The 17,432-nt window shown below is 34.6% G+C and carries 16 protein-coding genes and 1 tRNA gene; 4 read left to right on the forward strand and 13 right to left on the reverse strand.

Translation table 11 applies throughout. From position 1 onward, the window contains the following. Positions 1 to 231: 231 nt before the first annotated feature. The gene (locus ABF682_RS00390; RefSeq protein ID WP_289978883.1) at positions 232 to 1,098 is read right to left on the reverse strand and encodes a MurR/RpiR family transcriptional regulator; all 867 of its coding nucleotides are present in this window, start codon (positions 1,096 to 1,098) and stop codon (positions 232 to 234) included. A 615-nt stretch (positions 1,099 to 1,713) separates the two neighbouring features. Here ABF682_RS00390 and ABF682_RS00395 point away from each other — a divergent pair. Continuing rightward, positions 1,714 to 2,211 (forward strand): GtrA family protein, encoded by a 498-nt coding sequence (locus tag ABF682_RS00395; protein WP_289978882.1) that lies wholly within the window; start codon positions 1,714 to 1,716, stop codon positions 2,209 to 2,211. A gap of 393 nt (positions 2,212 to 2,604) precedes the next feature. On the opposite strand, the gene ABF682_RS00400 is transcribed toward ABF682_RS00395, so the two are convergent. Beyond that, positions 2,605 to 2,676 (reverse strand) — tRNA-Asn (locus ABF682_RS00400). A gap of 279 nt (positions 2,677 to 2,955) precedes the next feature. Here ABF682_RS00400 and ABF682_RS00405 point away from each other — a divergent pair. Then, positions 2,956 to 3,456, forward strand: a complete 501-nt coding sequence (locus ABF682_RS00405) for an acyl-CoA thioesterase (RefSeq protein ID WP_289978880.1) — start codon at positions 2,956 to 2,958, stop codon at positions 3,454 to 3,456. 14 nt (positions 3,457 to 3,470) lie between these two features. On the opposite strand, the gene ABF682_RS00410 is transcribed toward ABF682_RS00405, so the two are convergent. The 3 genes from ABF682_RS00410 to ABF682_RS00420 form a co-directional block, all read right to left on the reverse strand. Continuing rightward, the gene (locus ABF682_RS00410; protein WP_289978876.1) at positions 3,471 to 3,593 is read right to left on the reverse strand and encodes a hypothetical protein; all 123 of its coding nucleotides are present in this window, start codon (positions 3,591 to 3,593) and stop codon (positions 3,471 to 3,473) included. 254 nt (positions 3,594 to 3,847) lie between these two features. After that, positions 3,848 to 5,140 (reverse strand): adenylosuccinate synthase, encoded by a 1,293-nt coding sequence (locus ABF682_RS00415; protein WP_289978872.1) that lies wholly within the window; start codon positions 5,138 to 5,140, stop codon positions 3,848 to 3,850. 275 nt (positions 5,141 to 5,415) lie between these two features. Continuing rightward, positions 5,416 to 5,991, reverse strand: a complete 576-nt coding sequence (locus tag ABF682_RS00420) for a TetR/AcrR family transcriptional regulator (protein ID WP_289978869.1) — start codon at positions 5,989 to 5,991, stop codon at positions 5,416 to 5,418. Positions 5,992 to 6,258: 267 nt separating this feature from the next. Between ABF682_RS00420 and ABF682_RS00425 the strand changes: the two genes are divergently transcribed. Both ABF682_RS00425 and ABF682_RS00430 read left to right on the forward strand, forming a co-directional pair. Further along, entirely contained in the window at positions 6,259 to 7,380 is a 1,122-nt protein-coding gene (locus tag ABF682_RS00425; RefSeq protein ID WP_415618647.1) for a M24 family metallopeptidase, read from the forward strand. 69 nt (positions 7,381 to 7,449) lie between these two features. Continuing rightward, positions 7,450 to 8,262 carry a YitT family protein gene (locus tag ABF682_RS00430; RefSeq protein ID WP_415618648.1) on the forward strand — a complete coding sequence of 271 codons (813 nt, stop codon included), beginning with the start codon at positions 7,450 to 7,452 and terminating at the stop codon, positions 8,260 to 8,262. A gap of 181 nt (positions 8,263 to 8,443) precedes the next feature. Here ABF682_RS00430 and dnaB read toward each other — a convergent pair whose 3' ends face one another. From dnaB to gyrA, 8 genes are all read right to left on the reverse strand, one after another. Continuing rightward, positions 8,444 to 9,829, reverse strand: a complete 1,386-nt coding sequence (dnaB, locus tag ABF682_RS00435) for a replicative DNA helicase (protein ID WP_289978863.1) — start codon at positions 9,827 to 9,829, stop codon at positions 8,444 to 8,446. A 32-nt stretch (positions 9,830 to 9,861) separates the two neighbouring features. Further along, positions 9,862 to 10,311: a 50S ribosomal protein L9 gene (gene rplI, locus ABF682_RS00440; protein WP_289978862.1), complete on the reverse strand. Its 450-nt coding sequence runs from the start codon at positions 10,309 to 10,311 to the stop codon at positions 9,862 to 9,864. Positions 10,312 to 10,335: 24 nt separating this feature from the next. Continuing rightward, positions 10,336 to 12,339, reverse strand: coding sequence for a DHH family phosphoesterase (locus tag ABF682_RS00445; protein WP_415618649.1), 2,004 nt, complete (start codon positions 12,337 to 12,339; stop codon positions 10,336 to 10,338). Positions 12,340 to 12,600: 261 nt separating this feature from the next. Further along, positions 12,601 to 13,359, reverse strand: a complete 759-nt coding sequence (pnuC, locus tag ABF682_RS00450; RefSeq protein ID WP_415618650.1) for a nicotinamide riboside transporter PnuC — start codon at positions 13,357 to 13,359, stop codon at positions 12,601 to 12,603. Positions 13,360 to 13,648: 289 nt separating this feature from the next. Next, positions 13,649 to 13,885: a 30S ribosomal protein S18 gene (rpsR, locus tag ABF682_RS00455; RefSeq protein ID WP_289978857.1), complete on the reverse strand. Its 237-nt coding sequence runs from the start codon at positions 13,883 to 13,885 to the stop codon at positions 13,649 to 13,651. A 19-nt stretch (positions 13,886 to 13,904) separates the two neighbouring features. Further along, positions 13,905 to 14,429 carry a single-stranded DNA-binding protein gene (gene ssb / locus ABF682_RS00460; protein WP_415618651.1) on the reverse strand — a complete coding sequence of 175 codons (525 nt, stop codon included), beginning with the start codon at positions 14,427 to 14,429 and terminating at the stop codon, positions 13,905 to 13,907. 35 nt (positions 14,430 to 14,464) lie between these two features. Next, positions 14,465 to 14,752 carry a 30S ribosomal protein S6 gene (rpsF, locus tag ABF682_RS00465; RefSeq protein WP_415618652.1) on the reverse strand — a complete coding sequence of 96 codons (288 nt, stop codon included), beginning with the start codon at positions 14,750 to 14,752 and terminating at the stop codon, positions 14,465 to 14,467. A gap of 184 nt (positions 14,753 to 14,936) precedes the next feature. Continuing rightward, entirely contained in the window at positions 14,937 to 17,408 is a 2,472-nt protein-coding gene (gyrA, locus tag ABF682_RS00470) for a DNA gyrase subunit A (RefSeq protein WP_289978850.1), read from the reverse strand. Positions 17,409 to 17,432: the final 24 nt, after the last annotated feature.

A 17,432-nucleotide genomic window follows, 5' to 3' on the forward strand; every position in this document is an offset into this window, starting at 1 on the left:
CTTTCAAATATTTTTCCATTGTTACCCTGTTTATAATTACAAAACAAAAAACCTGACTTCTCAAAATGAATGAGGCAACAAATTATTTTGGATAATTATTAACTAAAAATCAATAATTATTAAAAATAATTATATCACTTAAAACATTGTTTGAAATAAGGTTTCATGAATAGTGTGTTAATCAATTGTTTTTTGAAATTTTATTTTACTAAATCTAGCGAAAGCGTTCTTTTATCTTCGATAATTAAGCTCATCTTTATACTTGACAACAATATCATACGACTTATTAAGCAAATCAACATTGACATCAAAATTCCGACTAACAAAATAATAAAAAATAATATCGACCGCAGTAAATTGTGCAAGTAATGAACTCGTTGCAGCTATTCTCTTTTTGCTTTCCCTTGGAAATGCTGTATGGATACATGTTTTTACGTAATTATCTAATCTGCTAGCTCCCCTTCTCGTTAAAGAAACAAGTGGAAAATTTCTTTCACTTGCATATATTGCCGCATTTATTACTTCTGGTGACTCACCTGAATTCGACACTAACCAAACTAGCGTATCTGCTTGATTGCTGATTAACTTTGGCAGCAGTGAATTCAAATTATTCTCAGCTACTGCTAAATATCCTAATCTACTCCATTTCTGCGCAATATTTTCAGCTACAAGTTCAGAGGCACCTACACCAAAAATAATCATTTGTTTGCATTTATCCAGCAACTTAAAGAATTCCCGTATCTCTTTCTCATCAATTTGTTCCATCGTTTCACTAATTGACCTTTGAGCATTTGCCAATAGCTTTTGCTTTATTGATACCAGCGTTTCATTTGCAGAGATATCTCCATAACTTTTATTCTCTAGACTTCTTCTAGATAGATTTGCAGATAATTCGACCTTTAATGCAGTGAAACTTTCTACGTTCAAATCTTTCACAAGTCTAACAACAGTTGCAGAGCTTGAGTCTGCAGCCTGAGCTAGCTGTGCAACTGTCATTTTTATTACTTTATTTGGATTTTGTAAAATATATTCTGCAACTTTTTTCTTTGATTTTGAAAGTTGTGACAAAGAATTTAATATCTCATCTTCAATAATCATAATCCCATCTCCAATGTATTTCTAGCTTTCGGCTCTGCATCACACATGCTTTTAGTCTTGGTTTATATTATATTACTTTTAATTTTTTCAGCAATTATTTCCAAGAATCTTAAATTTCCCGGGAAATATCACCATTACATATTCACATTAATAACAAGTGCTCGCTTTACTGTGCTATGAATCCTTCGAAAATTTTATTTACTCTTACAAAGCTAATTATAAAGACTAGCACATCTTATAAGTTCATTCAGCCTTTCGTCGTATGTATCAGTAACGTTTTCTTTTTATTAGCTATATAATGAGGTCGGAACAGAAAGACAGGCGAAGTAATATGCACAAAGCAACAAATATAAACATTTTAGATAATATGTTGAAATTGGGTACATAAAATCGTTTTTAGCCTTGTTTTGCTATTCAAACATGGCATTTTAAAATAAAATTTGCGTTCCTTATACAGCAGCACTTACTACCATAACAAATACAACATTCATAAAAAATATCCATACAATACGATGTATTAAAACATGAATATTGTTAACCATTGAATTAAATCATTCTGTAGTATGGGTTACCAAGTATAAGAGTCAGTATTTAAAATTTATTTGGGAGGAAAACATGAAAAAATTAGCTTATCCGGAAAATGAAAATGACTATAAAAAAGCATTAGATCAAATAGTATTAGAAAAAGAAGAAGAAATAACTACTGTTAAGAAACAGGATAGAGAAGAGGCACACCGTTATATTGTATGGGGTGTTATAACCGTTCTAATTAATATATCTATATTTTATTTACTTGCACACTCATTGGAAATAGAATATCAGATATCCAATTTTATTGCTTGGTTTATAAGCGTACAATTTTCTTTTTGGTTTGATAAAGTACTGGTATTCAAACATAAGTCAGAACATACAATGAAAGATATGAATAAATTTTATGGCACTAGAATCTTAACTTTTTTAATTGAAACACTAATTCTATGGTTGGGAATATCAGTGTTTGGATTTCATGAAGTCATTACTAAAATTGTCGGTCACGGTTTTGCTGTTATAGGAAACTACTTTCTTTCAAAACTAGTCATTTTTAAAAAAATAACTAGTGAAGATAGCATCTAAACTCTTTTACAGTGGAACAAAGTCATATTGCTCGTTTATGACTGATATCCCTTGGTCGATTATTCATAAGCTCCAAGGTAGACTTTGTGCTTATGAACATATCTATCCAGTAGTGATTCAATCGTTAGTTAGTGACAGTGTCATACTGCAATCCTTGCTCTGAAGAACTGAACTTGCTCCTGTACTGCTTGCTATTAGACAGCAAGATCAGTATAGGGGCATTTTTGTATGGAACAATACTTCAAGTAAATCCAAGTCACTTTGATATAGTAAGCACATGGCCGTATTCTTTTTCCCGTTGATAAATTCCAAATATAGTAATCTATTAACAGCGTTTTTTACATACTAAATAAAAAAAGCATCTTGCAAAATTAGCAAGACACTTTAAGTTAGCTGCTCAGGTAGGATTCGAACCTACGACCTCTTGATTAACAGTCAATTATTCTACCACTGAACTACTGAGCAATAATTATTAACATGTATACATTTATATCATATTCTACTTAAGAAGTAAATATATTTTTGCCAAAAAATTAAATTTTCGTTAGACAAAGACTAATTATCTTTCAAAATAAAGGTTGTACTATACACACATTTATTGTTAGTTCCTATCCAAAAACTGAAATCTACAAACACTACCTCAACGCTTGACCAGCAAATACAATTTCTTAGTTATTACGCTCTTGAATTATTTTCTAAATTGAGTGAAGATGTTATTATATTAAATTAAAAGAGGTTATTTCATTGACTAACAAATCTTCCATATACTGTTCTCAGACTACTACAATAACGGAGCACCGTATCTTAACAAATGATTTAAATGAGCACAAAACTGTCTTTGGAGGCCGTCTTCTTGAGCTTCTTGATGGTACAGCATCAATATCAGCTGCAAGGACTGCCCACAGCAGTACAGTCACTGCCGCCATCAACCAATTCAACTTTATTGCTCCATTAAAACTAGATGATGCCTTGACTATCAAAAGCTATGTAAGCGGTGTTGGAAACAGTTCAATTGAAGTTTTTGCTAAAATCATCGGCGAGCATCTAAATTCTGGTGAACGCTTCTTAGCAGCGACTTCCTTTTTAACATTTGTTCTTGCTAATAAAGAAATAAATCTCCCCACCCTCATACCGCAATCTCCGGAGGAAATTACGCTTTGTAATTCATACTCTCAGCGCCGTGCTGAATACAAAAAAAATTCACGCGCTTTTGAAACAATCACTGCTTCTCTTTCACTAGATTAGCCAAAACAAAAATATCAAACATCTAATTCTTGCTTCTTTACGACTTGAATTAGGAAAGCGACAGCCTCTTCATATGTACAAGCTCGTTGTTTCATTACTTCTTTAACTGCCGACTCTGTATCAACTTTATAAAACATTTCTATGACCTCTCAATCAACCTGATATTCACCACTCTTAATATTCTATACCGTTTAAAACAAAAAAACGAGAACAAAGTATTACCTTCTAAAATAATTTTAACTGCTTTTTATCTAGTATAAGTAGTTGATAATTAATCTTCAAAGCTCAGCTTATAGAATTCATCAACAAAATAAAAAACAACAGCCTATGGCAGTGTTTTATCTGCACTCAAGGCTTTTGCTTTTTTATTAATCTATCTATTTACTTTAAATTATATCTTTGCCCAAATATTATCTAATACATTTGTTTGTTCACGATCTGGTCCAACTGAAAAAGTTGAAATTTTTACACCAACTAATTCTTCAATACGGTGAATATATTTTCTTACATTTTCAGGTAGATCTTCAAGTCGCTTACAATGTGTAATATCCTCGCTCCACCCTGGCAATGTTTCATATACTGGCTTGCACTGGGCTAATTGTTTCAAGCTCGCTGGATAATGATAAATCCGTTTTCCATCTAGTTCATATGCTGTACAAATTTTTACCTCATCCAACCCCGTCAAAACATCAACACAGTTCAAACAAAGATTAGTTAATCCCGACACACGTTTGGCATGCCGCATTACAACGCTATCAAACCATCCGATCCTACGAGGCCTCTTTGTAACAGTACCATACTCATGCCCAGCTTCACGAATAAAGTCACCAGTATCATTAACTAGCTCTGTCGGAAATGGACCATCACCGACACGAGAAGTATATGCCTTGCACACTCCGACAACTTTATCAATCTTTGAAGGACCGACTCCACTACCGATTGTTACTCCACCAGCAACAGGATTTGAGGATGTTACAAATGGATATGTGCCCTGATCAATATCTAGCATCACTCCTTGCGCACCTTCAAACAATACACGCTTTCCACTGTCTAAAGCATCATTCAAGACAACCGATGTATCAGTAACACTATCTTTAAATTGTTGTCCATATTCATAATATTCTTCAAATATATCTTCAAACTTTAAAGGTTCAACTTCATAAAACTTAACAAATTCTCGATTCTTTTCTTCAAGATTATGCCGCAATTTTTCCTCAAAGATTTCTTTATCCAAGAGATCGGCGACCCGAATGCCTACACGTGCTGCTTTATCCATATAAGCTGGACCAATTCCCTTATTTGTTGTCCCTATCTTTTGATCCTTCTTTGCCTTTTCCTGCAAACCATCCAAAAGAATATGGTAAGGTAAGATAACATGGGCACGATCAGAAATACGCAAATTAGACGTTGAAATTCCACGTTCTTTTAAATATCCTAATTCTTCAATCAATGACTTAGGATTTAATACAACACCATTACCTATCACACTAATTTTTGACTCATAGAATATCCCTGATGGAATCAACCGCAATTTATATGTTTCACCATTGAAAACAATCGTATGACCTGCATTATCCCCGCCTTGGTATCTTGCTATAACTTCTGCATTACGACTCAGAAAATCTGTAATCTTTCCTTTTCCTTCATCGCCCCACTGACTACCTACAACAACTACTGATGACATTTTTTTCACCTCATAAAATGATTTGAATATCTTACTTGTGTACCATCAACCTCGATAATTGTATCAGTAGAAGCCCTACATTTCAAGTAAATTCCGAATATTATTAATATTATACTTTACTGATTACATTAATACCGAACTTTGAAATTTGGATATTTAACTTAGGGACTTTTTAGGTTGTAATAATTCTTTTTTGCATAATCCTAATTAGATTTCCTTCTTAAATATATAAATCCAAAAATTGCCGTTTGATAATTCAAACAAGTAATCTCACTTTAGACATTTGCAAGCATTGTTCGTTGTAATACATCAATAAAGTGGGCTTGTTGTTCTAATAGGTCTAAGTTATCATGGTTCATTAAAATAAAAGACAGTGAGGCTAACGTAATTTCTGTATAAATTTTTGCTAAAAATTCATTAGAAAACTTTTTATTTTCATGATTAGCTGCTAGATATGTTGATGCTTCATTGATTAAAATATTTCGTAGTTTACTTTCAAGGCAATCATCCCCTTTAGATTCTTTCAATAAAACAGATAACTGTTGATTGTGTGCAGACACACTTTGTGTAATGTGTGTAAGTATCTGTAGTGCATTATCATCCTTTGTACTGACAAGATTAAGCCGTTTATGGACTTCTAGCTCGAATTGCTCAGCATATTCATCGATTAGTGCCTGAAGTAAAGTGTATTTGTCTTCATAATGAGCATAGAATGTTGATTTGCTTATCAGTGCCTTATTACAAATTTCTTTAATTGTTATTTTTGAACAGTCTTTTTGGATTAACAAATCAATGAACGTGCTTTTTATTAGCCGTTCAGTTTTAATAATGCGTTTATCAGAATTATACATAGCTTCTTCCTTCCGTAAAATTGGATAGCATAGTTTATTTTAATGATCTTCTAACTCATAACAATAATTATGAACTGTTTAATGAAAATAAACCATCTGTCTTTTAATCACATAGATATTATCGTACTAAAGACTATAAAGAGTATGAAAAGCTACCCTTGGCTTTACTTTGTCAGTTGTTTTTTCATACAAACGCCGTTATTATTACGTCAAAGTTCATAAGAAAAGTGCCATATAAATTATAATATATTACAGGAGGACAACAAAATGAATTCTTTAACCACAGAATTACAACAAAGAATTTCGATATTACAAAATAAATTACGAGCAGCGCACCTAGAAGCATATGTCATAACTGATCAAGAAGATATCTGGTACTTCACTAACATTAGTTATAAACCAGAACAACGGCCATTTATATTGATTATGTACCCTGATAAAAAACCTTTATTTGTTGTTCCTAAACTCGAAGTGGACCATTTCACAGTACCATACTTTGACTATGACTTAGATAATTACTTCGATGTAACTTCAAAGCTTGCTGATAACTGGTACGAGGTATTAATTAAACATCTGAAAAAACTTTCTCATGTTGGAATTGAGGGTAATAGCCAATTATTAATGACTCATTTTACTTCAGAAATTAATTGGATAGTTAAGTTCATTGTGCAAAATCAGCGTATGATCAAAAGCGAATATGAATTGGATAAATTGCAATATGTAGCTGATATTTGTAGCAGAGTCGTAAAACAGACATTAAGAATTGCGAAGACAGGAACTAAAATTGCAGATACTTATAGGCTTGCTATGCAAATGGGTGCCGAGGAAATGACCAAACATTTTAGCTTGGAAAATCGAACTATTAATGCTGTTTGGCCAGCAGAATATAGTTTTATGCCCCATAGTATTCCAGATCTTAATGCGACAATTGGAGCTGGTCCTAATATTGATATTGCACTCTTTGTATTACAAGGATATGCATCTGAGTGTGAGCGTACCTTTTTTACAGTGGAACCTACTAAGGAGCAACAAACACGCTTCACACAAATGATGACAGCCAGAAGTATTTTCCTTAATAATTTAAAACCAGGAAATAAGGCAAGTGATATTGAAAAAGTTGTTGATGCATATTTTGCAGAGCAAGGACTATCAGACAATATTTTACATCGCCCAGGTCATGGTATCGGATTAAATAATCACGAGTGGCCAACGCTTTCACTGGGGAATGATTCTATTCTACAGGAAAATATGGTTGTTTCTGTTGAACCAGCAATTTATTTCCAAAATCAGGGGGGCTATCGACATTCGGATACAGCAGTAATTACAAAAGATGGGTATCGCCTAATGACACAGGCGCCTACCACTTTATCAGAGTTAATTCTAAAATAAAGTTGGTTTGTTATGAAAAGAAAAAAATATTTCATTGATAATTCATATTTAAATTGGTTGTTTAAATTTATGATTGCAAGTTTATACGGCTTATTATCAGCCTTGGGTATCAATCTATTTTTGAACTCGGCACATTCGTATTCTATCGGAATTCCAGGAATTGCTCAATTGCTAAACGGTATTTTGGTAATGAGTCATATTGATTTGAGTATCGCGACACTAATTATCTTATTGAATATCCCACTCGTGATTTTTTCATGGTTCATTTTTGGTAGTAGTTATACGTTTTTTTCCTTGGTAGCAGTAATTTCGAATGTACTTTTTTTGCACCTTATCCCGGAGACGAGTGTTATTACTGAGAGGCTGACCAATACATTAGTAGGTAGCGTAATTATTGGAATTGGAATCGGATTCTGTTTTCGAAGTGGCTTTTCTACAGGAGGAACCGATGTTATTGTGAGCTTTATCCAACAAAAATTCCACCGAAATATTGGGTTTGTGAATACTATCATTAACACTGTGGTACTTGGATTTACAGCAATTTTTTTTGGTATTTCTGGTGCAACTTACAGTTTAATCGGGATGGTTATTACGAGCTTTATCATGGATAAAATATATATTCAGCAAAATGACGTTACTCTAGTTGTTCTGACAAAAAAATCTGAATCAATAATAGAAAGTTTACATGATTATACACATGGTGCTACGCTATTTTCCGGAAAGGGAATTTATACGAATCAAAAAACCGATATGTTAGTTATGATCATTCAAAAAAGTGATATTTCCTTTTTAAAACATGTGATACTACTTGTAGATAAAAATGCCTTTATCAATGTTCAAACAACTGAAGTATTAAATGGAAATTATATTAGACGCTTCTAAAATAATTACTCTAGTATTTTGTAAGTATAACAAAGGAACTTTACTGAAATTTATATTTTGGCAAAGTTCCTTTATTAGTTCACATTTCCGTAAATAATTCAGATTGCACAAATAATAAAAAAAGATAGCCACAAATTAATTGGCAATCTTCTCATCATTCATATAATTTATCTGCTTGTTATTATCCTTGAGTTGGAATATAAGAGACAGATGAAAACTTATTATACGACTTTACAAATAACAGTTTAACCGTACCACGGGCTCCAGAACGGTTTTTTTCAATAATAACCTCAACCTCACCCACATCTTGTACAGCCTCATCTTGCCGTTCATCTTCGTCTCCATCTGATCCCGAACGCTCATAGTAGTCATCACGATATAAAAAGGCAACAATATCTGCATCCTGTTCAATCGAACCTGACTCTCTTATATCAGATAAGACAGGTCTCTTATCTTGTCGTTGTTCAACGCCACGTGACAACTGTGATAAAGCGATGATTGGTACGGATAATTCCTTAGCCAATTTCTTTAATTGCCGTGAAATCTCTGAGACTTCTTGTTGCCGACTTTCTTTATTTGAACCTTCAATTAGCTGCAAATAATCGACTACAATTAATCCTAGTTTGCCTTTCTCCTTCGCTAGTCTTCGACATTTTGCCCGAATTTCCGCCATTTTAATACCTGGAGTATCATCAATATAGATAGCGGCTTGTGATAACGAACCCATAGCTACAACTAATTTTTGCCACTCATCATCCTCAAGCTGCCCTGTTCTTAGGTGATTAGCATTGATACTCCCCTCGGCACACAACATTCTATTAACTAATGATTCAGCGCTCATTTCTAGTGAAAAAATAGCTACTGTACTATCCGTCTTTGTTCCAATATTTTGTGCAATATTTAGTGCGAAAGCAGTCTTACCAACGGCTGGTCGAGCAGCCAAAATAATTAGGTTATCTGGTTGTAATCCAGCAGTCATCTTATCAAGATCAGGATATCCTGTTGGCAAACCTGTTACTTCTTCATCTTGTTGATAAAGCCTATCAATTTCTTCCATAGTACTATTCAGTACATCATTGATGGGCTTAAACCCAGTTCGATTCCTGCGTTCAGATACTTCCATAATTTGACGCTCAGCATCATCTAATAATGATGGAACATCCTCATCTTGCGAATAAGTTTGCGTAACAATATTAGTCGCAGTTGCTATCAATCTCCGCAGTAATGCCTTCTCTTCAACAATTCTTGCGTAATACACAATATTTGCGGCAGTTGGAACGGCTGCAGCAAGTTCTGCAATATATGCAACTCCACCAACATCATCAACTTGTTGATTAGAAGTTAAATAGTTATTAATTGTAATAACATCGATAACTTCATCTTGGTTATTCAAATCAATCATTGCTTGAAAGATGATTTGATGTGCTCTTTTGTAAAAGTCTTCTGCTTGCAGGTATTCCATTGCTTCTATAAGCGCCTCTGAACGCAAAAAGACTGCCCCTAAAACAGCTTGCTCAGCTCCAACATTTTGAGGAGGCAAATGATCAATCAACTCTTCATTGTTCATAATCCATTCACCCTTTACCTGCTAAAATTAATTTATTGTTCTGTAATGTGTACTCTAATTTTTGCTGTAACTTTGTTGTGTAACTTAACTGGAATATTGGAATATCCAAGCGTTTTGATTGGCTCGCTCAGCTCCATTTTTCTTTTATCAATCTTCAAAGAATATTGCTGGTTAAGTGCCTGAGCTACCTGTTTACTTGTAATTGAACCAAATAAACGTCCATCTTCACCAGCCTTAGCCTTCATTTCGACAATCATTTCACCGGACTCTAATTTCAGCTTTAATTCTTGTGCTTCTACAAAAATTTCAGTTTCGCGTTTCTCCTCCGCTTTTTGTTGTCCCTTAAGCTGACTCATTGCTTGGACAGTTGCTGATTTAGCTTTATTTCCCTTAATCAAGAAATTTGCATAACCATCTGGAACTTCTTTTATTTCACCGCGCTTGCCTTTGCCCCTTACATCCTGTAAAAAAATAACTTTCATAACTTACCCCTCCAAAGATTAATACTAGCTGTTCTCTTCAATTGCCCTTTGTAGCTCTTCCTTTGCGACATCAATTGTGACATCCTCTAATTGTGTTGCAGCATTGGAAAGGTGTCCACCACCGCCAAGTTCTTCCATCACAACTTGGACATTTGCCTTGCCATTACTTCGTGCGGATATCCCTATCTTCCCGTCAGAACGTCTAGTAACGACATATGATGCTTCCACACCACTAACACTCAGCAATGCATCAGCGGCCTGTGCAGCAATCACTGAATCATATATCTTATCCTTTTCTCCGACACAAAGTGCAACTCTGTTACCGATAAATTCTACACGATCGATCAAGTGATTCCTTTGTAAGAAATTATCAACATTTTCTTTCATAAAATGCTGTGCCATCGCTGAATCAGCACCCACTGAACGCAAGTAGCTAGCTGCATCAAATGTTCTCGTTCCCGTACGTAAAGTAAATGATTTTGTATCGATTATTATTCCGGTCAACATTGCTGTGGCCTCTATCTTATTAATTGGTTCACTATCACGTGACTGATACTCAAACATTTCCGTGATTAACTCACATGTTGAAGATGCATATGGTTCAATATAAACTAAGATTGGATTCTCTGGAAATTCCTCACCACGTCTATGATGATCAATTACCATCATTCGATTGGCTAACTTTTTATATAGTTCCTGACTAGTCGAAATTGAAGGTTTTGAATGATCAACCATTATCAATAGACTTTGCTTTGTTGCTTTTTCAAGAGCCTCTTCAACTGAAATAACAGTTCCTTTTATTTCAGGATATTGCGAAAGTTCATCCATTAATCTAGTTACATCAGAATGTAGTTTCTCGTTATCCAAAACTATCCAACATTTTTTTTGATTCATAGCAGCTATTCTTCGTAACCCTAAACACGCACCAATCGAATCCATGTCAGGATACTTATGCCCCATCACAAAAACCTGATCTGTTTGACTCATAAGTTCTTGCAAAGCTTGAGCTATCATTCTAGCCCTAACCCTAGTTCGCTTCTCCATTGGATTTGTTTTTCCACCATAAAAGCGTGCCTGTTGTTCAGGAGTCTTAACTACAACTTGGTCTCCACCTCGTCCCAGAGCAAGATCTAAGTTATTTTGTGCCGTTTTCGAAAGAAGTGCCAAATCATCTTCACCGTAAGAAATCCCCATACTCAAAGTTAGAGGGAGGTTTTGTTTAGATGTTCTCTCACGAATTCTATCCAAAATCTTAAACTTATCCTCTTCTAATTTTTCTAAGACGCTTGCGTATGCCAAGATAAAGAAATGATCATCATCTATTCTCTTCAAGTACATTTGATACTTCTTTGCCCAATTAGAAAGTTCGTTTGTTACATAATTACTAATATTTGAGACACTCTTATCATTCATTGTCTGAGTCACTTCATCATAGTTATCAATAAAAATTTGTCCAATTACCACGTCAGTATCTTTATCATGCTGTTCGATCTTTGCATAACGTGTAGTATCCATCAGATATACTGCATGGATATCATTTTCAATTAACAATTGGAAACGATACTCACGCCATGAAACTTCGACAGGCTTTTTTTCTGCACCATATTTCCCCACTACCGCTGCCAATTCTTTATCCACCGCAGATAAAGCTTTACCTAGTACTTCCTCCTGACCGAAATACTTCTGCAAGTAAGGATTGACCCACTCGATTTCATTTTCTCCGTTCAAAAACATAATTCCAACTGGCATCTTTATTAAAGATTCTTGTTCTCCTCTTTTTATCCGGTACGACAAGTCAGAAATATATTCAGTGGTGTCTTCAGTGATTGCTTTTAAAACAAAAAAAGAAACAATAATAGTTATTAAAACAAGCGTAGCTATGAAGATCCCTAAGACCCAGCTGACTACAAATGACATTGCTACACAAACTAAAGATATCATTAATAGGAATATCGCAATAATACGCAATTTTTCATTTTTCATGAATGACGGGAAATGCAAAAAATCCCTTGAAAAAAACTGTTTCAAAATATTCTCCTCATTCCTACAAGTATTTTCAGTGTTAAATTAAATTTTATACAAAAATCTTAATAATCGAAAAAACACAGTCTGTTCCGTAGACTTTGACTTTGTTCCTTATTTTATCACAAACGCAACTGAGATACATACTCCAGCAAAAATGAAATTACTATACCAACTAATTATTGATTCCAAATTAAAAAAGCCAGATCAAAATTTAACTTTTGCTCCAGCTCCTATCTCTTTTACTTTAAAAATACTTCATTTAATTTATTCTGTAGCTTTGAACCAACCACGTTTACTAAAGAATGCATACATGTCATTCAAGAAAAACACTCCGTAACTGAAAATAAGTGCAAAATTACCATCACCTTGTAACATCGTTTGCATCCATAATGCAATTGTGAAAACAGAACTTATGGTCCATACGAAGTACTGCTCGCGTTTCCGATTTAATTCCAACAAAGAACCAGTGATTGCCATAGCTAAGTTCAAGCTATCCAAGAAGACACGCGGATCATTTGTCATGCTAAAAATATAATAGATAACGCCCCATGCCACGATAAAGAATAGAATATAATAAATCCAATCTTTAATATTCTCAAATTTTTCAGCTTGAATATTATCATTCCATTTCGGATCAAGAATACAAAAAATATCTAGAAAAATTAGATATCCGATTTGTTCCCAAGCTGTTGCATAATTTCCGGCCATAAAACCAACACTTGCTATACAGACCGCACTTAACGCTCCAGCCCAACCTTGAATTCCTGAACGGTTAGAAATACCTATAACACAGGCAACTGATAAATTTCCCCCAATAAACGATAAAAGCGATTGTGTAGGGGCAACACTAAATGATTGCAATAATGAAAATACTTGTAATACAAAATTAAATAAAAGTAGCCCATAGCTAAATCTACCCCAGCCTTTACACTGATTTAACAACCAACTAAAATAATTTTTCCTAAAAACATTCTTAGAATACTCTGGTAAATTTGATAATACAGCTACATAACGATTAAACATATTTCCATCCCTTTTTAATAGTTTTAAAATCCTTTTGTTCTTATCTCTTAAATTGTTTACAGTCAAAAAGCGACTAAAGTTACAGCTTTTTTAGTATTCTGAAATCGACTGCTGCAGATTACGATTTCTTCGTTAAAAAAGAGCCAAGAATATTTTATCATATTCTCGGCTCCATTCATACAACATATTGATAAAATTTAAGCAAAGCATACTATATATTGTTAAAAATATAATTTAAATGCCTTTTTATCGCAAAAAAAAAGATGCGGATTAGCCACATCTTTAATTTTTAATCTTCTGTTACAAATGGTAAAAGACCCATAATACGAGCACGCTTGATTGCAATTGTCAAACGACGTTGGTTCTTTGCACTAGTTCCAGAAACTCGACGAGGTAAAATTTTACCACGTTCGGAAACAAAGCGTTTCAAAAGATCAGTATCTTTATAATCAATATACTCAATATGGTTTGCTGCAATAAAATCTACCTTACGGCGACGGCGGCCACCTCTACGTTGTTGTGCCATTGTTTTCCCTCCTTGCTATCTAAAATGGCAAGTCATCATCCGAGATATCAATCTGTTGCCCATTACTGGCAAACGGATCAGCATCATTTGTATTTGTATTACTACTGGATGAATTATTACTATTCATCATACTACCAAATGGATTATCTCCTGAATTTGACTTTGTTCCTTGCGAAGGACTAGAACTTTGTGAGTTACTATTACTTTGCTGACGCTCAGATTGTGAACGTGATTCAAGTAATGAGAAGCTATCAACAATAACTTCTGTAACATAGACCCTATTTCCTTGTTGATTTTCATAAGACCTAGTTTGAATACGTCCCTCTACACCTATCAAAGATCCTTTATGTGTAAAGTTTGCAAAATTTTCTGCAGCTTTACGCCAAATTACACAATTAATAAAATCTGCCTCACGCTCACCTTGTTGGTTTGTGAATTGGCGATTTACAGCGATAGTAAATGTTGCAACAGCAGCACCGCTAGAGGTATAACGCAAATCAGGATCTCTTGTTAATCGACCTACAAGTATAGCTCTATTAATCAAAGTTCTACTCCCCCTTTAACTATTTATTTTCTTAATTAAGCTTCGCGTTTAACGATCATATGACGTAAGATTGCATCATTAATCTTTGCAAGACGATCAAATTCGTCGATTGCTACGGCATCATCAACTTTAGTATTTACAATATGATATGTTCCTTCTGTAAAGCCACCGATTTCGTATGCAAAACGACGCTTAGACCAGTCTTTTGAATCTACAATTTCAGCACCGTTATCTTTTAAAATACTGTCGAAACGATCAACCAATGTAGCTTTAGCAGCTTCATCAATTGCTGGGCTGATAATATAAGTAATTTCGTATGTCATGACTGTTTACACCTCCTTATGGACTGTTGGTTCTTAATTCTGTTAAGAACAAGGAAAGTAATCTAATGCTATTTCTAGTTAGATACTAACGAACAAACATTATATCATTTTCAATATAATATTACAAGGCATCTAAATTCTTATCACTGCCTATATTTTTAAATACGCAAAATCTCTAATTCTGTCAAAGATTATTTTTTTCATCCTGTCCTTCTTCATCAAGCTCTTCCGGTGCAACTTTTGCCATCGTTGAAACAAATGCACCTTCTTCAATCTTGATCAGATGCACACCTAGAGTTGCTCTCCCAGTTTCAGAGACACTGTCAATATTAAATCTGATCGTAACTCCCTTGTTTGTAATTAACATAATGTCTTCAGTACCAATAACTGTTGTTAAGCCCGCAACTGGTCCATTTTTTTCAGTAACATTAGATGTTTTTATTCCTTTGCCTCCTCGACCCTTTATTGGGTACTCTGAAGCTGATGTCTGTTTGCCGAAGCCATTCTCACTAATTACGAAGACGTGACTATCTGGATATAAAATATCTGCTCCAACCACATAATCTTCATCTCTTAAGCGAATTCCTCTGACACCTGCTGCCAATCTTCCCATTGATCTGACATCCTTCTCGGAGAAACTAACCGCATATCCTAGATGTGTTCCAATTATGATGTTTTTGTTTCCATCGGTAATCAAGACACTAATTAACTCATCGTTTTCCTTCAACGTAATTGCTTTTAATCCGTTACTTCTAATGTTTGAAAATTCACTAACCAACGTACGTTTCGAAATTCCTAGACGTGTGGTAAAAAACAAATACATTTTCTTTTTCTTCATATCACGCGAAATATTTATGACCGCCTGAACCTTTTCCCCCGAATCTATACCAAGCAAATTGATAACCGGTATTCCTTTTGCTGTACGTCCATATTCAGGAATTTCATAACCCTTCATCTGGTAGACTTTCCCCATATTTGTGAAGAATAAAAGCTCATCGTGTGTAGAAGTATTAACTAAGTGCTCAATGAAGTCATCATCATGAACTCCCATTCCTTGGACGCCTCGACCACCTCGACGTTGAGCCTTAAATTCACTTGTTGCTAAGCGTTTAATATAACCGTTATGAGTGAGGGCTATCACAACATCTTCTTCTTCGATTAAATCTTCATCTTCAATGCTGAGTACTTCTCCCACCAATAATTCGGTTCTACGTTCATCACCATATTTTTCTTGTATTTCCAGTAACTCCTGATAGATAATCTCATCAATTCGTTCAGTATGTGCAAGAATATCCTTATAATCCGCGATAGCTTCAAGCAACTTGTTGTACTCATCTTCTATCTTCTCACGTTCCAAGCCCGTTAGACGAACCAAGCGCATATCTAAAATAGCTTGAGCTTGCTTATCAGATAGCTGATAGCCTTCAATCAACTTTCCCTTAGCAATTTCACCACTCTTAGAACTACGAATAATATTGATGATTTCATCAATGTGATCAAGTGCTATTCTCAAACCCTCTAAAATATGTGCCCTTGCTTGAGCTTTCTTTAACTCAAACTCGGTTCTACGTCTGATAACGATTTCTTGGTGTTCAAGATAGTACTTTAAAATTTGCTTCAAGCTAAGAATTTTAGGTGTCCCTTTTACAATCGCCAGCATATTAAATCCAAATGTAGTCTGCATTAATGTTAATTTGTATAAATTATTCAAAACAACAGATGCACTCATATCGCGTCTAATATCTATTGAGACACGCATACCTTCTCGATCAGATTCATCACGAATATCCGTAATTCCTTCAATTTTTTTATCACGTGCCAACTCAGCAATTCTTTCGATTAGTTTCGCTTTGTTAACCATATATGGCAATTCATTAATAATTATTTGTTCACGACCATTTGTTGATTCCTCAATCTCAACTTTAGCCCTAATTGTAACAGTTCCCTTACCAGTTTCATAAGCTTTGCGAATTCCAGATTTGCCTAAAACAATCCCTCCTGTAGGGAAATCGGGACCTTTAATTACCTCCATTAAATCAGCCGTTGTTGCTTCAGGATTTTTCATTAAAATATGTAATCCAGAAATTACTTCCGCCAAGTTATGAGGTGGAATATTAGTAGTCATCCCTACCGCAATTCCTGTTGCTCCATTGACAAGTAAATTTGGAAACCTTGCTGGAAGTACAACAGGTTCCCTTTCTGATCCATCATAGTTTTCTGTAAAATCAATGGTATTTTTATTAATATCACGTAGCATTTCTGTAGCTATCTTACTCATACGTGCTTCCGTATAACGCATTGCGGCAGCGCCATCACCATCGACAGATCCAAAATTACCGTGTCCGTCAACGAGCATGTACCTATAACTAAATTCTTGTGCCATCCTGACCATTGATTCATAAATTGCAGAATCTCCATGTGGATGATACTTTCCCATAACATCTCCTACAATTCTTGCAGACTTTTTATATGGTTTATCAGGAGTTACCCCTAACTCATTCATCCCGTATAAAATTCTGCGATGGACTGGTTTCAATCCATCACGTACATCTGGCAACGCACGGGCAACAATTACACTCATTGCATATTCCATAAAAGACTTTCGCATAATTCCAGATAAATCGGAATCTTTAATTCTATTTGGAAGATCTACCAACGTCTATCCCTCCTAATTTCTCAA

Origin of the sequence: Liquorilactobacillus sp. (assembly GCF_047719775.1) — a bacterium.
In the GTDB taxonomy this organism is placed as follows: Bacteria; Bacillota; Bacilli; order Lactobacillales; family Lactobacillaceae; genus Liquorilactobacillus.

Coding starts and splice junctions, on each gene's coding strand:
- ABF682_RS00390 (WP_289978883.1), bottom strand. CDS start 1,098: ATGATTATTGAAGATGAGATATTAAATTCTTTGTCACAACTTTCAAAA.
- ABF682_RS00395 (WP_289978882.1), top strand. CDS start 1,714: ATGAAAAAATTAGCTTATCCGGAAAATGAAAATGACTATAAAAAAGCA.
- ABF682_RS00410 (WP_289978876.1), bottom strand. CDS start 3,593: ATGTTTTATAAAGTTGATACAGAGTCGGCAGTTAAAGAAGTAATGAAA.
- ABF682_RS00415 (WP_289978872.1), bottom strand. CDS start 5,140: ATGTCATCAGTAGTTGTTGTAGGTAGTCAGTGGGGCGATGAAGGAAAA.
- ABF682_RS00420 (WP_289978869.1), bottom strand. CDS start 5,991: ATGTATAATTCTGATAAACGCATTATTAAAACTGAACGGCTAATAAAA.
- ABF682_RS00425 (WP_415618647.1), top strand. CDS start 6,259: ATGAATTCTTTAACCACAGAATTACAACAAAGAATTTCGATATTACAA.
- ABF682_RS00430 (WP_415618648.1), top strand. CDS start 7,450: ATGATTGCAAGTTTATACGGCTTATTATCAGCCTTGGGTATCAATCTA.
- dnaB (WP_289978863.1), bottom strand. CDS start 9,829: ATGAACAATGAAGAGTTGATTGATCATTTGCCTCCTCAAAATGTTGGA.
- rplI (WP_289978862.1), bottom strand. CDS start 10,311: ATGAAAGTTATTTTTTTACAGGATGTAAGGGGCAAAGGCAAGCGCGGT.
- pnuC (WP_415618650.1), bottom strand. CDS start 13,359: ATGTTTAATCGTTATGTAGCTGTATTATCAAATTTACCAGAGTATTCT.
- rpsR (WP_289978857.1), bottom strand. CDS start 13,885: ATGGCACAACAACGTAGAGGTGGCCGCCGTCGCCGTAAGGTAGATTTT.
- rpsF (WP_415618652.1), bottom strand. CDS start 14,752: ATGACATACGAAATTACTTATATTATCAGCCCAGCAATTGATGAAGCT.